Annotated in this window: 13 protein-coding genes; 5 read left to right on the forward strand and 8 right to left on the reverse strand. The window is 64.5% G+C overall.

Annotation, left to right across the window (positions count from 1 at the left end; translation table 11 throughout):
- Genes GTK01_RS03255 through GTK01_RS03265 form a run of 3 tightly spaced genes read right to left on the reverse strand, consistent with a single transcriptional unit; the run spans position 1 to position 3,157 of the window.
- Positions 1-381, reverse strand: a complete 381-nt coding sequence (locus GTK01_RS03255) for a Na+/H+ antiporter subunit C (RefSeq protein ID WP_252924426.1) — start codon at positions 379-381, stop codon at positions 1-3.
- Positions 378-794: a Na+/H+ antiporter subunit B gene (locus tag GTK01_RS03260; protein WP_252924427.1), complete on the reverse strand. Its 417-nt coding sequence runs from the start codon at positions 792-794 to the stop codon at positions 378-380. Before GTK01_RS03260 ends, GTK01_RS03255 begins: the two co-directional genes overlap by 4 nt.
- On the reverse strand, positions 791-3,157 hold the full coding sequence (locus tag GTK01_RS03265) for a putative monovalent cation/H+ antiporter subunit A (protein WP_252924428.1): 2,367 nt from the start codon (positions 3,155-3,157) through the stop codon (positions 791-793). The genes GTK01_RS03260 and GTK01_RS03265 overlap by 4 nt, the downstream gene beginning before the upstream one ends.
- Positions 3,158-3,350: 193 nt before the next feature.
- Here GTK01_RS03265 and msrB point away from each other — a divergent pair, with 193 nt between their 5' ends.
- Both msrB and GTK01_RS03275 read left to right on the forward strand, forming a co-directional pair.
- Positions 3,351-3,755: a peptide-methionine (R)-S-oxide reductase MsrB gene (msrB, locus tag GTK01_RS03270; protein WP_252924429.1), complete on the forward strand. Its 405-nt coding sequence runs from the start codon at positions 3,351-3,353 to the stop codon at positions 3,753-3,755.
- Positions 3,756-3,829: 74 nt separating this feature from the next.
- Positions 3,830-5,929: a S9 family peptidase gene (locus GTK01_RS03275; protein WP_252924430.1), complete on the forward strand. Its 2,100-nt coding sequence runs from the start codon at positions 3,830-3,832 to the stop codon at positions 5,927-5,929.
- Positions 5,930-5,981: 52 nt separating this feature from the next.
- On the opposite strand, the gene GTK01_RS03280 is transcribed toward GTK01_RS03275, so the two are convergent.
- The 4 genes from GTK01_RS03280 to GTK01_RS03295 all read right to left on the reverse strand — a co-directional run bounded on the left by GTK01_RS03280 (position 5,982) and on the right by GTK01_RS03295 (position 9,104).
- A complete protein-coding gene (locus GTK01_RS03280; protein ID WP_252924431.1) occupies positions 5,982-6,896 on the reverse strand; it encodes a cytochrome c in 915 nt (304 codons plus the stop codon).
- The gene (locus tag GTK01_RS03285) at positions 6,896-7,327 is read right to left on the reverse strand and encodes a cytochrome c (RefSeq protein WP_252924432.1); all 432 of its coding nucleotides are present in this window, start codon (positions 7,325-7,327) and stop codon (positions 6,896-6,898) included. The genes GTK01_RS03280 and GTK01_RS03285 overlap by 1 nt, the downstream gene beginning before the upstream one ends.
- A 213-nt stretch (positions 7,328-7,540) precedes the next feature.
- A complete protein-coding gene (locus GTK01_RS03290; protein ID WP_252924433.1) occupies positions 7,541-8,143 on the reverse strand; it encodes a superoxide dismutase in 603 nt (200 codons plus the stop codon).
- A gap of 91 nt (positions 8,144-8,234) precedes the next feature.
- Positions 8,235-9,104: a branched-chain amino acid aminotransferase gene (locus GTK01_RS03295; protein WP_252924434.1), complete on the reverse strand. Its 870-nt coding sequence runs from the start codon at positions 9,102-9,104 to the stop codon at positions 8,235-8,237.
- 153 nt (positions 9,105-9,257) lie between these two features.
- Between GTK01_RS03295 and GTK01_RS03300 the strand changes: the two genes are divergently transcribed.
- Entirely contained in the window at positions 9,258-9,920 is a 663-nt protein-coding gene (locus GTK01_RS03300; protein WP_252924435.1) for a haloacid dehalogenase type II, read from the forward strand.
- A 185-nt stretch (positions 9,921-10,105) separates the two neighbouring features.
- Positions 10,106-10,828: a L,D-transpeptidase gene (locus GTK01_RS03305; protein ID WP_256483442.1), complete on the forward strand. Its 723-nt coding sequence runs from the start codon at positions 10,106-10,108 to the stop codon at positions 10,826-10,828.
- Between the two features lie 177 nt (positions 10,829-11,005).
- On the opposite strand, the gene GTK01_RS03310 is transcribed toward GTK01_RS03305, so the two are convergent.
- Positions 11,006-12,559 carry a helicase HerA-like C-terminal domain-containing protein gene (locus GTK01_RS03310; protein ID WP_252924436.1) on the reverse strand — a complete coding sequence of 518 codons (1,554 nt, stop codon included), beginning with the start codon at positions 12,557-12,559 and terminating at the stop codon, positions 11,006-11,008.
- Positions 12,560-12,765: 206 nt separating this feature from the next.
- Here GTK01_RS03310 and GTK01_RS03315 point away from each other — a divergent pair, with 206 nt between their 5' ends.
- Positions 12,766-14,154: a methylmalonyl-CoA mutase family protein gene (locus GTK01_RS03315; RefSeq protein ID WP_252924437.1), complete on the forward strand. Its 1,389-nt coding sequence runs from the start codon at positions 12,766-12,768 to the stop codon at positions 14,152-14,154.
- Positions 14,155-14,160: the final 6 nt, after the last annotated feature.

Raw genomic sequence — 14,160 nt, forward strand, 5'->3', positions numbered from 1 at the left:
TCAGTAGCTCAGCGGCGGCAGCGGGTCGTTCTTCGGCTCGGCGAGCCGCATCTCTTCGGTATTGTCCGTGTCGAGATCCTGATAGGCCCGCCAGGCCAGCACCAGCAGGAAGGCGAAGAGCGAAAAAGAGATCACGATTGCCGTCAGCACCAGGGCCTGCGGCAGCGGGTTGGCTGTCGCGATCTCCGGCACGTAAAGATCAGGCGGGATCACCGGCGGCACTTCGCGCGTCAGCCGCCCAGCGGTGAAGATCGAGAGGTTCGCCGCGTTGCCGAGCACCACGACGCCCAGCATGATGCGGATCGTGTGCTTGGACAAAAGCAGATAGACGGCGACGGCAAAGAAGATGCCGACGAGAACGGAAAGTGCGGTCTCGATCATTCCTCGTCCCTTTCCTCCAGTGCCAGTGCGATCGACGTGACCGCGCCGAGCACCACAAGATAGACGCCGAGATCAAAGAACAGCACGGACGAGACCTCGAAGCCGATGCCGGGAATCGGCGGGGCCCAGAGCCCGGTCATGAACGGCACGCCGAAGAGGATCGAAGCCAGCCCCGCGAGCACCGACATGGCAAGGCCGGATCCGGCGATCGCCATGGGATGGAATCGCATCGCGCGCCGCGCCGAGGCGACGCCGCTGGCAATGCCGTAAATGGCAAAGGCCGAGGCGGCGAGCAGGCCGCCGATGAAGCCGCCGCCCGGATCGTTGTGCCCGCGCAGGAGCACGAAGACGGAGAAGATCATCATCAGCGCCGACAGATAGGGCGCGATCGTGCGCAGGATCAGCGTTCTCATGCCGCCGTCTCCTTGCTGCTGGCCGGCATCTCGGCATGCATGATGCGGCGGCCGAGACGCACCCGCACCAGCGCGAGGATGGCAAGACCCGCCGCCATGACGACCGCGATCTCGCCCATCGTGTCGACGCCGCGGTAGTCGACGAGGATGACGTTGACGATGTTGCGGCCATGCGCAATCGAGCGGGAATATTCGGTAAAGAACACGCTCAGCGCGGGGTCGAAGGTGAGCGCCGTCACCTTGAAGAGCGCCAGCATCAGCCCGATGCCGCACAGAGACGCCACCGTCACGTCGATCAGCTTTTCGCGTGTTGGCCGGTGGTCCGACTTGGCGAGCTTCAGGCGCGTGATGACGAGGGCGAGGATCACGACCGAAAGCGTCTCGACCATGAACTGCGTGAAGCCGAGATCGGGCGCGCCGAAGAGCAGGAAGATCAGCGCCACCGCAAAGCCCTGGATGCCGAGCGAGACGATCGCCGTCAGCCGGTCGTCCGCATAGAGCACGGCGCCGAGACCGATGATCGCGATCGCGATGACGACGATCTCGTAGAGCGTCAGAACCGGCAGTTCGGGGAAGGATGGCATCTCGCCCGCCCAGATGAGCGGGACGAGGAACGCCGCCGCGATGACCGCGAAAGTCATCGTCATGTAGGTTTCCATCCGCCCGTTCTGGATCAGGCCGGTGATCCGGTGCGCGCCGCGCACGATGCCGCGAACCGCCTGGTCGAACCCCTTGTCCGGACCCCAGCCGATCACCCTCAGGGCCGCCCCGACGCGCTGGCGCACATCGCCCAGCGTCCAGTAGATCGCATAGCCGAGTGCCACGGTCACGAGCGACAGGAGGAGCGGCAGGCCGATCGACGGGATCAGCGAAATGTCGATCTCCAACGGCTCGCCCGCGACGGCCCGCGCCATCGGCATCGAAAACAGCCGGTGCGTCAACGGCGAAAGGAACGCGGCCAGAAGGCTTGCGCCCCCGAGCACTACCGGGCCGAGCCAAAGCAGCGGCGGGCCCTCATGCGCGTGGCTCGGCGTTTTGACCTCGGCGCCCAGGAATGGCTTCAGCGCCACCGCGAAGCCGATCGCGAACATCAGCGCATTGCCGAGGATCGCGACAATCGTGAACAGCGCCGACCAGATGCTTGAAAAGCCGAGCGCATAGTAGATCTCTTCCTTGGCGAGAAAGCCGAAGAGCGGCGGCAGGCCGCCCATCGAGATGGCTGCGACCAGCGCCGCGCCGAAGGTGATCGGCATCGCCTTTCTCAGCCCGCCGAGGCTTGTCACGTCGCGCGTGCCCGCCTCGTGGTCGATGATGCCGGCGACCATGAAGAGCGCACCCTTGAAGAGCGAATGGGCGATGAGGTAGAGCACCGCCGCCTCGATCGCGTGCTCCGAGCCGAACCCGGTCAGCATGACCAGGAGGCCGAGCGAGGCGACCGTCGTATAGGCGAGCATCAGCTTCAGATCGCTCTGGCGCACGGCCAGGAAGCCGCCGACGAGCAGCGTCGCGCCGCCGAAGAGCGGCAGCACCGTCTCCCAAAGCACGGTCTCTCCCATCACCGGGTTGAGCCGCATCAGGAGGTAGACGCCCGCCTTCACCATCGTCGCCGAATGGAGATAGGCCGAGACGGGCGTCGGCGCTTCCATCGCGTTCGGGAGCCAGAAATGGAACGGGAACTGCGCAGACTTGGTGAACGCGCCACCAAGGATCAAAAGGAAGGCGAGGCCATAGAGCGCGCTTTCGCGCAGCACGCCATCGGTTTCCAGAAGACCTGAAAGGCTCGTCGCGCCCGTTGCGCTCCAGATGACGAGAAGCCCCGCCAGGAGCGCCAGCCCGCCCATGCCGGTCACGATCAGCGCTTGCATGGCCGCGCGCCGCGAGGCTTCGCGCGCATGGTCGAAGCCGATCAAAAGGAAGGAGGTGATCGAGGTCAGTTCCCAGAAGACGAAGAGCATCAGGAACGAATCCGAGATCACAAGGCCCTGCATCGCGCCCATGAACATCAAGATGAACGAGAAGAACCGACCCTGATGCTCGTGCCCTTTGAGGTAGCCGCCCGAATACAGAACGATGAAGGTGCCGATGCCGCTGATCAGAAGTGCGAACGTCACCGACAGCCCGTCGAGCAGCCAGGAGAAATCGACACCGAGACTTGGTATCCAGTCATGGCCGCCGGTCACGATCCCGCCCGAGGCGACGGTGCCGACGAAGGTCGCGAAGTGGACGAACAGGAAGGCCGGCACGAGCGCCAGCACCCAGGCGGCCTTGTGGCCCATGCGCTGCGTCAGGAACGGCGCGACCATGGCGGCAATGAACGGAAGAAAGAGTGCGATGAACGTCAACGAAAGACCGTCTGTCCCCATTCTGCTCCGCCGCCCCAATCGTTCGCGTTAAACTGAAAATCGAGTGCCGATCCCTTACAGACTGAATCCTTGCGTCACAAGACTGGAGTGACGATGCGAGATCGCTGTCCGCAACGATTTCGTGTCGAGCCTGCCCGATGACATTCGAGCGGCGCGCTCCTACATTGGAGCCAGTTCGAGAAGGATCATGCCCATGCAAAAGACCGCAATCAAAGTCGAGAAGACCGAAGCCGAATGGCGTGAGCAGTTGACGCCGGAACAGTTCCAGGTGACGCGCAAGCACGGCACCGAGCGGGCCTTCACCGGACCTTACGTCGACAACAAGGAACCGGGGCTCTACCGCTGCGTGTGCTGCGACCGTCCGCTCTTCCGCTCCGAGACGAAGTATGATTCCGGCTCCGGCTGGCCCAGCTTCTATGCGCCGGTAGAGCCCGATGCCGTCGCGCAGCATGTCGACCGGTCCTTCATGATGACGCGCAACGAAATCCGCTGCGCAGATTGCGACGCCCATCTTGGCCATGTCTTCGAGGACGGCCCGGCGCCCACCGGACTGCGCTACTGCATGAATGGCGTGGCGCTCAATTTCGATCACGACTGATCGTTTCTTATCGAACAGGCGGCGTCGGCATGTCCCCGCGCCGCCTTTTGCGTTCCAAGACCGCCTGAGGTTTCATGAATTTCGTCAAGTCCGCGGCCCTTCCCGCCGCTCCCATCGCGCCCCGGCACGATCATTCGCACAGCCATCACGGCGTCACCGTTGCCGATCCCTATCATTGGCTGCGAGCGGAGAACTGGCAGGAGGTCTTCAAGGACCCCGCGACGCTCTCGCCGGAGATCCGGGCCCACCTCGAAGCCGAAAATGCCTACCAGGCGGCGCTTACTGCTGGCGAGGCAGAGCTGCGCAAGACGCTCTTTGCCGAGATGAAAGGTCGCATCAAGGAGGACGATTCCTCCGTGCCGATGCCAGACGGACCCTTTGCCTACGGCTCGTCCTTCGTGCTCGGCGGCGAACAGCCGCGCTTCTTCCGCGTGCCGCGCGAAGGCGGTGACGAGGAAATCGTTCTGGACGGCGACAGGGAAGCCGAAGGCAAGGCCTATTTCCGTCTCGGCGGCGTCGATCATTCCAGCGACCACGCCCGCCTCGTCTGGTCCTATGACGACAAGGGCTCGGAGTTCTATACGCTCAAGATCCGCGACATCGCGTCCGGAACCGATCTTCCAGACCTGATTTCCAACACGGGCGGCTCAGGCGACTGGGACGCGACGAACGCGGGCATCTTCTACACGGCCCTCGACGACAATCACCGTCCCTCGAAAATCTTCCATCATCGCATCGGCGATCCCCAATCGGCCGACCGTCTCATCTACGAGGAAACCGATCCCGGCTTCTTCATGAGCGTGGGCGGCACGCGCACCAAGGACTGGATCTTCATCGGCATCAACGATCACGAGACGACCGAGTATCGTGTGCTGCCTGCCGGCGATCCGTCCGCCGAGCCGGTCATCGTCGCCCCCCGCCAGACCGGCATCGAATATGAGCTGGAGGAAGGCGGCGACGTCTTCTTCATCCTGACCAATTCGGGCGGCGCCAAGGATTTCCGCATCATGACCGCGCCGGTCGCCGATCCGCGCCCGGAAAACTGGACCGAACTCGTCCCGCACGAGCTGGGCAGGCTCATCCTCGCCATCATGGGCTTCAAGGATTACCTGGTGCGGCTCGAGCGCAAGGACGGCCTGCCGCGCATCGTCGTGCGCGAGCGCGCCTCGGGCGAAGAGCACATGATCGCCTTCGACGAGGAGGCGTATTCGCTCGGCCTCGTCGGCTCGCTCGAATACGACACGCGCGTCATTCGCTTCTCATATTCGTCGATGACGACGCCCTCGCAACTCTTCGACTACGACATGCGAACGCGCGAGCGCACCTTGTTGAAGACGCAGGAAGTGCCCTCCGGCCACGATCCGGAGAACTACGTCACGCGCCGCCTGATGGCGAAGGCGGAGGACGGCGAACTCGTTCCCGTCTCGATCCTCCACCACAAGGACACGCCGCTCGATGGTTCTGCGCCCTGCCTCCTCTACGGCTACGGCTCCTACGGCATCACCATTCCCGCCGCGTTCAACACCAACTGCCTGTCCCTCGTCGACCGCGGCTTCGTCTACGCCATCGCCCATATCCGCGGTGGCAAGGACAAGGGGTTTGAATGGTACGAGCAGGGCCGGCGCGAGAACAAGGCGAAGACCTTCCGCGACTTCATCGCCGTCGCGCGCCATCTCGTCGCCGAGAACATCACGTCGCACGAGCGCATCGTCGCGCAGGGCGGCTCGGCCGGCGGCATGCTGATGGGCGCGGTCGCCAACATGGCCCCGCAGGATTTCGGCGCGATCGTCGCGGAAGTCCCCTTCGTCGATGTCCTCAACACCATGCTCGATGCTTCGCTGCCGCTCACGCCGCCCGAATGGCCCGAATGGGGCAATCCGCTCGCCTCACCCATCGACTACGGCCGCATCGCCTCATGGTCGCCCTACGACAACATCTCCGCGCAGGACTACCCGCCTATCCTGGCGCTCGCCGGCCTCACCGACCCGCGCGTCACCTATTGGGAGCCGGCCAAGTGGGTCGCGCGGCTGCGCGAAATGAAGACGGACGACCATCCTGTCCTCTTCAAGATCAACATGGATGCGGGCCATGCCGGGGCCTCGGGTCGCTTCTCGCGCCTTGAGGAAATCGCCTATGTCTATGCCTTCGCGCTGAAGGCTGTGGGAAAGGCGTAGCTCTTTGCTATCGGGCGGCGCGGGTCCAGCAATTCACCGCGCCGCTGCCGGATCAGTCGGCGGCTTCTTCGCTTTCCGCCTGGCTCTCCACGGGCGGCACGGCCTTCAGATAGGCCGCGATCGCCTCGCGGTCCTCGGCCGGCAGGCGCGCCATGTTGCGTACGACGGCGGCCATGCGCCCGCCTGCCGAATCGAAATCGGGCGTGAAGCCGCTTTCCAGATAGTAGGCGATGTCGGTTTCGCTCCAGTTGGCGATGTCGCCGGCCGGTGTGATGTTCGGCCGCCCGCCCAGCCAGCGATCCGTCTCCAGCCCACCGGTCACCGCGCGCGGTGTGTGGCATTCGCCGCAATGGCCGAGCGCCTCGACAAGATACTGCCCCCGCACCGCTTCCTCGCTCGCGCCGGAAAGCGCGACCTGCGGCTGCTCATTCAGATAGAGCCGCTTCCAAAGCCCGATGCCACGCCGAACGGTGAACGGGAAGGAGACGCGGTGCGCGGGCGCGTCGGAAGCCGCGGCCGGAAGGGTCTGCATGAAGGCGAAGAGATCGGCGACGTCCCGGTCGCTCATGCGGCTGTAGGAAGTGTAGGGAAACGCCGGATAATAGTGCTGGCCATCCGGCGCGACACCCCGGCGCACCGCATTGGCGAAATCGCTCGCGGTCCAGCCCCCGATGCCGTGGTCTGGATCGGACGATATGTTCGGCGCGACGAAAGTGCCGAACGCGCTTTCCAGTTCGACGCCGCCGGCCAGTTGCAGCATCGCTTCGCCGCTCGCCTGCGGCGCGGCGTGGCACGATGCGCAGCCCCCAGCCCAGAAGATGCGCTCGCCGGCGGCGGCATTCCCTTCGGGCAGCGCCGCCAATTCTTCGGCGGAAAGGCGGTTGGGCGAAGTCAGAGCCCAGCCGGCCGCGGCGCATGCTATTGCGAGCGCCGCGACCGTGAGCCCGATTTTCGTCGCGCGGCGCATCAATCGAGGCGGAACCGCTCATGGCAGGAGCCGCAATTCGATGCCATCGGCGCGAACACGGCGCGGAACGCCTCCAGATCCTGTGGCGCTGCCTCCAAGGCTGCCGCCGCATCGGCCTTGAACTTGTCGGAGATCTCGGTGAACCCGGCCATGTCCTCCCAGATCGCGGGTGCCGCTTCCGTGTCGCCGCTGCCGGAACCTTCGGGAAAGAGCGCCGCGATGTCGGTCTTTTGCGCGTTGGCGTTCATCTGCTCGAGCGCGTCGAGGACAGTCGCGGCGTCGAAAGGCTGTCGTCCTTGAGCGATCGGGCCCAGCGTCCGCATGATCTGGCCCCGCTCCTTCATGATGGCCTGTCGGTCCTCGATCGGATCGGCAAGCGCGGTGGTGGCGAACAACGTACCGACGGCGATGGCTAGGATAGGCAATCTCATGGATGGCGCTCCGGGCTGATGATCTCGTGGCCGTATGGCCGTGCAGATCATCCTTTCGAACAGAGAGAAGCGAAAGCCGTTGCAGCACCTGAACAGATCACGCTTGCGTGACGGTATGCGCAAAGAAAAAACCCCGGCGCTGGTCGCCGGGGTTCTGCAAATTTCAATTCGACTGCTTTCAACGCAAGCCTGGATCGGCTGCGTTCGCGCGAATTAGCCATTAGCCTTCTCGTACATCTCCAGGACGTAGTCCCAGTTGATCAGGCTGTCGATGAAGGCTTCGAGATACTTCGGCCGCGCGTTGCGGTAGTCGATGTAGTAGGAGTGCTCCCACACGTCGACGCCGAGGATCGGCTTTGCGCCGTGAACCAGCGGGTTCTCGCCGTTCGGCGTTTTCATGATCTGCACCTTGCCGTCCTTGACGGCAAGCCACGCCCAGCCCGAGCCGAACTGGCCCACGCCGGCGGCGATGAAGTCGGTGCGGAACTTGTCGTAGCCGCCCAGGTCGCTGTCGATCGCCTTCTGCAGCGCGCCCGGCAGGCTCTTGCCGCCTCCGTCCTTCTTCATCCACTTCCAGAAATGGATGTGGTTGTAGTGCTGGCCGGCATTGTTGAAGAGCGGCTGGTTCTTGCCGTAGCTCTGCTTGACGATTTCCTCGAGCGAGAGGCCGTCCATGCCGGCTTCCTTGGCCAGTTCGTTGCCCTTGTCGACATAGGCCTTGTGATGCTTGTCGTGGTGATATTCCAGCGTCTCCTTGGACATGAAGGGCTGGAGCGCCTCGTAGTCGTACGGCAGTGCGGGCAGTTCGAAAGCCATGGTGTATCTCCCTCTCGGAAATGGAAAAAAGGATAGGTCTTACATAGGAGTCGAACCCGACCGCGCAACCGGGGCCGGGTCGGTTATCGTCTTATTTCGAATGCGCCCAGTCCCAGTAGAGCTCGCGCGCCTTCTTGGCGATCGGGCCGGGCTGGAGGTTGCGGTCCTCGATCTTCGTGATCGGAATGACCTTGGAGTGGTTGCCGGTCGAGAAGATCTCGTCGGCCTCCATGAAATCCTTGACCGTCAGCGTACGCTCGGAAACGGAGTGACCGGCATCCTTCAGAAGACCCATCGTGCGGGCGCGCGTGATGCCGGGCAGGAAGGTGCCGTTCTTGACCGGCGTGATCACCTCGCCGTCCTTGACCATGAAGATGTTGGACGAACCTGTCTCGGCGACGTTGCCCAGCATGTCGAGCACGAGCGCGTTATCGAAGCCGCGGCTCTTGGCTTCAAGGATCGCGCGGCCGTTGTTGGGATAAAGGCAGCCGGCCTTGGCGTTGGTCGGCATGGTCTCGATCGTCGGCCGGCGGAAAGGCGAGACGGTGATCGAGAAGCCTTCCGGCGCCTGCATCGGCGCCTCATAGAGGCAAAGGCAAAAGCGCGTCGATTCCGGATCGGACGGAACGCCCATGTAGCCGCCGTGCTCGGCCCAGTACATCGGGCGGATATAGACTGCGGTCTTGCCGTCGAACTTCTTCAGCCCCTCGAAGGTCAGGCGCACGATCTCGCCCGGCTCCACGGTCGGCTTCAGGCCGAGCGCACGGGCCGAGGCGTTGACGCGTTCGGCGTGGAGGTCGAGATCGGGCGCCACGCCCTCGAACCATCGCGCGCCGTCAAAGACGCTGGAGCCGAGCCACATCACATGGCTGCGCGGCCCCACCAGCGCGACATTGCCCTCGTGCCAGCCGCCATCGACGAAGGTCCAGGTTGTGCTTTGCGCCGGTACTGCGAGTGTCATGGAATCGTTCCTGTTCGTGTTCGGCGCGCATGCAAGTCGCGTGAGTGCCGCGGGTCAATCGGCACAGAAGGCCAATCGATCGGTCCAAAGAGGGGGAATGCTTGACCGGAAAAGCCAATTCGGGTCAAGACCCGTGCAGATGAGGCCTGTTCGATGAAACCTTCCGCTTACGTCTTCGACGCCTACGGCACGCTGTTCGATGTGCACGCCGCCGTGCGCCGCCATGCCGGCGAGATCGGGCCGGATGGGCAGATGCTGTCCGACATCTGGCGCGCCAAGCAACTGGAATATTCGTGGACGCTCTCGCTGATGGGCGAATACCGCGATTTCTGGGAACTGACCGAGCGCGCCCTCGACGTCGCCTTCGCCCGCGTCCCCTCTGCCGACAAGGCCCTGCGACAGCCGCTCCTCGAGGCCTACTGGAAGCTCGACTGCTACCCGGAAGTGCCAAAGGTGCTGAAGGCCTTGAAGGACGGCGGCGCGCGCCTCGCGATCCTCTCCAACGGTTCGCCGGCTATGCTCGAATCCGCGGTGAAGAACGCCGCGCTGGACACGATCTTCGACGACATCGTCTCGGTCGACCGCATCGGCCGCTACAAGCCGCATCCCGATGTCTACGACCTGATCACGACCCAGTGGCGGCTCTATCCCGACGCTGTCTCGTTCCAGTCATCCAACCGCTGGGACGTGGCCGGCGCATCACGCTTCGGCTTTCGCACCATCTGGATCAACCGAACCGGCATGCCCGACGAATATCCCGAGCAACCCGCCCGGCTGGTACTGCCATCGCTTGACGGCGTCATCACGGCATCCTGACCGCTCGGCGGCTTTCGTATCTGTGTCATCTCGACCACAGTGGCGGGCAAGATCAGACGCGCTCTGAACGGCAACGTCTTGATTCAATGGGAGCGCGTTAACCGCGTCGCTTCTCGACGCCAAACAACCCGGAACCTTGCTGAACGATCCCGCGTTCATCCGCCTGACCTTATTGGAGTCTCATTTTGGACACGATTGAACGCCTTTCCCGCCGCCGCTTTCTGGGGGCTGCCGCTGCAGGTGCTGCCTCGCTCGCCCTTTCCGCCTGTACCAGCAGCATTCCGCGCCGCGAAACCATCGGCGCCGTGTCGCCGATGCCAGCCCAGCCGAACTACGACCTGGCCTATTTTCAGCAGCTTTACAGCGCCCGCGTCGACGAGGGATACGAGCTTCCGGCCATTCCGGTCGAGCGCATCGACCCGGCCTATCTGCGCCAGATGGTGCCCGACCCGACGGGCGAGGCCCCGGGCACGATCGTCGTCGACCAGTCGCAGCATTATCTCTATCTCGTCCAGCCCGGCGGGCAGGCCATGCGCTACGGCGTCGGCCTCGGCCGCGAGGGCTTTGCCTGGTCCGGTCGCGCGGTCGTACAGTGGAAGCGCAAATGGCCGCGCTGGACCCCACCGGACGAAATGGTCGCCCGCCAGCCCGAACTTGAGCCCTATTCGATCGAGAATGGCGGCATGGAACCGGGCCTCAACAACCCGCTCGGCGCGCGCGCGCTCTACATCTTCCAGGACGGCGAGGACACGCTCTATCGCCTGCACGGCTCGCCGGAATGGTGGTCGATCGGCCAGTCCGTCTCGTCGGGCTGCGTGCGCCTGATCAATCAGGACGTCATCGACCTCTACGATCGCGTGCCGAACGGCTCGCCGATCCTGGTGGTTCCGAGCCTCGGCGTCGCGTAGGTTTTCTCGAAGGCGACCCCCACCCTCTATCCCTCCCCACAAGGGGGAGGGAGTCGCCAGCGTTCTGATTCGACCACCAATGCACCTCCAAGCTTGAAGGAAAGGCCTGGCGCCGATGCCCTCCCTCTCCCTTGTGGGGAGGGATAAAGGGTGGGGGTCACTTCAGAAAAAACTCCCCTAAAGCCCCTTCTTCAAGCTCCCCAATATCCCGCGCACCAGCGCCCGCCCGATCGACGATCCGACCGAGCGCACCACCGACTTCATTGCGGCCTCGGCCACCGTCTGCCGGTTCGAGGCGCGCGGCCGTGCGGGGGCGCGCTCGCGTCGGCCTTCGCCGTCCATGTCCGGCAGCGTCCAGCGGCCGCGGCGCGCCTCTTCCTTCTGCGCTGCCTCGCGCGCCCTTTGGTCTTCCTCGGCACGCGCCTTCGCTTCGGCCTGCTTCGCCAGCAACTCGTGTGCGGATTCGCGGTCGACCGTGGTGTCGTATTGGCCCGCTACCGGGCTTTGGCCGATGATTTGCCTGCGCTCTTCCGGCGTCAGCGGCCCAAGCCGGGAGGATGGCGGGCGGATAAGCGTACGCTGGACCATCGATGGTGCGCCCTTTTCTTCCAGAACGGAAACCAGCGCCTCGCCGGTGCCCAGTTGGGTGATCGCGTCCGCGCAATCGAAATCCGGGTTCGGCCGGAAGGTCTCGGCCGCCGTCTTCACCGCCTTCTGCTCGCGCGGCGTATACGCGCGCAGGGCATGTTGGACCCGGTTACCCAATTGCGCCAGCACCGTCTCTGGCACGTCGAGCGGGTTCTGCGTGACGAAATAGACGCCCACGCCCTTGGAGCGGATCAGCCGCACCACCTGCTCCACGCGCTCGACCAGCACCTTCGGCGCGTCGGCAAAGAGCAGATGCGCCTCGTCGAAGAAGAAGACGAGCTTCGGCTTGTCCGGGTCACCGATCTCCGGCAGTTCCTCGAACAGTTCCGACATCAACCAGAGCAGGAAGGTCGCGTAGAGGCGCGGGTTCATCATCAGCCGGTCGGCGGCCAGCACGTTGATCGCACCGCGCCCATCGCGCGCGGTGCGCATCAGATCGGAAATGCGCAGCGCCGGTTCGCCGAAGAAGTGGTCGCCCCCCTGCCCTTCAAGCACCAACAGCGCGCGCTGGATTGCGCCGACCGATGCCTTGGTGACGTTGCCGTAACGACCCGACAATTCGCTCGCACGCTCGGCCATCGAGGCCAGCATCGACTGCATGTCCTTCATGTCGAGAAGGAGCATGCCCTCCTCGTCGGCCAGCTTGAAGGCGATGTTGACGATGCCTTCCTGCGCTTCCGTCAGGTTCAGGAGCCGCGAAAGCAGCAGCGGGCCCATCTCCGAAACCGTCGCCCGGATCGGATGCCCCTGTTCGCCGAAGAGGTCCCAGAAGACGACCGGGAATTCCTTGAATTCGTAGTTCTGAAGCTGGATTGCCTCGGCGCGTTTGGCGAGGAAATCCTTCGGCTCTCCCTTGGCCGCGAGGCCGGCGACGTCGCCCTTGATGTCGGCGCAGAACACGGGCACGCCGGCATCCGAAAAGCCTTCCGCGAGAATCTGCAGCGTCACGGTCTTGCCTGTTCCGGTCGCTCCCGTCACAAGCCCGTGGCGGTTGCCGTATTTGAGGAGAAGCTCTTGCCGCCCCTGATAGCTGTCGTCCGGCTTGCGGCTCGCGCCCAGGAAAATGCTCTCAGCCTGCCACATGACGTCCCTCGAAGCCTGAAACCAGTGGAGGCGAAGTTCACTTTTCGCGCTACCGGCGTCAAGTGCTCGCTCGCCGCTAGGGCTCATGTGCAACATCGCCCGGGCAAAAGATGCCGCAACGCGTCCTGCCGCGTTGCGCGTCCCGCTCCGCATCCTTAAGTTCGCCATGATCAGGTTGCCCGCGCGCAGCCAAAGGAAGGATGGAAATGGAAGCAGCAAGCGTCGGCACCAGATCATTCCCGGCAATGAAGCGGGAAAACTGGCTTGAGCGGCTGGCGGAAGAGCCGGTTGCATCCGCGCGGCTGCACTACGAAGTCGACGCGTCCGGTCTCCAGCTTCGCGCCGGCGGCGCAGCGCAGTGGAAGATACTGCAGCGCGTCGACGATCCCGATCCAGCCCGCGCCAACGCGCAGGCGCTCACCGACCTTGCCAATGGGGCCGACGGTCTCGCGCTTGTCTTCGAGGGCGCGCCCAATGCCTTCGGATACGGCCTGCCCGCCACGCCCGAGGCGCTGCGCACCGCCGTCAGGGACGTTGCCATCGACAAGGTCCATCTGCGCATCGACGTCCATCCGGCCAGTCGCGCCTCGGTCGACTGGATGGAAACGATCTTCCACAACTGGCCGAATGTCGATCCTGCGCGCCTGAGCCTGTCCTTCGGCGTCGATCCGGGCGCCGTGTTCGCCGGCACCGGAAGGCTGCGCATGTCGATCGAGGCGCTGCAGGCCTCCATGCCGCAGTCGCTCGCACACTTCTTCTCGGTTGGCGCGCCGGCCGTCTTCCTCGAGGCCGACGGACGCGTCGTCCACAATGCCGGCGCCACCGACGCGCAGGAGCTCGGCATCATCATCGCCTCGGCCGTCGGCCATCTGCGCATGTTCGAAGAGGCGCGCCAGCCGCTCGTCTACGCCGCGCCGCATATCGGCTTCGCACTCGCCGCCGGGCAGGACCCGCTGTCGACGATTGTGAAGATCCGTGCCTTGCGCATGCTGTGGGCTGCGGTCGAGCAGCAGTCCGCGCTGCCGCCCGTCCCGGCCAACATCCATGCCGAGACGTCGTTTCGCATGATGAGCCGGCGCGATCCGGAGACCAATCTGACGCGCAACACGCTCGCCGCCGCCGCCGCCATCGCCGGCGGCGCCAATTCGGTTTCCGTCCTGCCGCACACCATGCCGCTCGGCCTGCCCGAAGGGGCTGCCCGCCGCATAGCGCTGGCCACGCAGACGGTCATGAAGCGGGAGGTGCAGCTTCGCCCGATCTCCAATCCAACGCCCACGCCGGATCTGCAGAACCACCTCATCGCGTCGCTGTGCGAAACTGCGTGGGAAGAATTCCGCCGCATCGAGAACGAAGGCGGCATCTTGCACTCACTGGTCGACGGCCGGCTGCAGGAACGCGTCCTCCAAGCCCGCCAGGCGCGCATCGAGGCGGTGCGCGGCGGGCACAACGTCATCGTCGGCGCAACGGTCTTCGAACCGCCCCTTCCCGTCTCGCAGCCCACGCTCGACGCTCCCGTCAAGCCGCTGCCTGACGACGGCACGGTGTTCTGCGAGAAATTGTCGCCGCGCAGGCTCGAAGAGGACGTGATGGGCTGAGGTTCG

Source organism: Aliihoeflea sp. 40Bstr573, from assembly GCF_024105655.1.
Classification (GTDB): Bacteria; Pseudomonadota; Alphaproteobacteria; order Rhizobiales; family Rhizobiaceae; genus Aliihoeflea.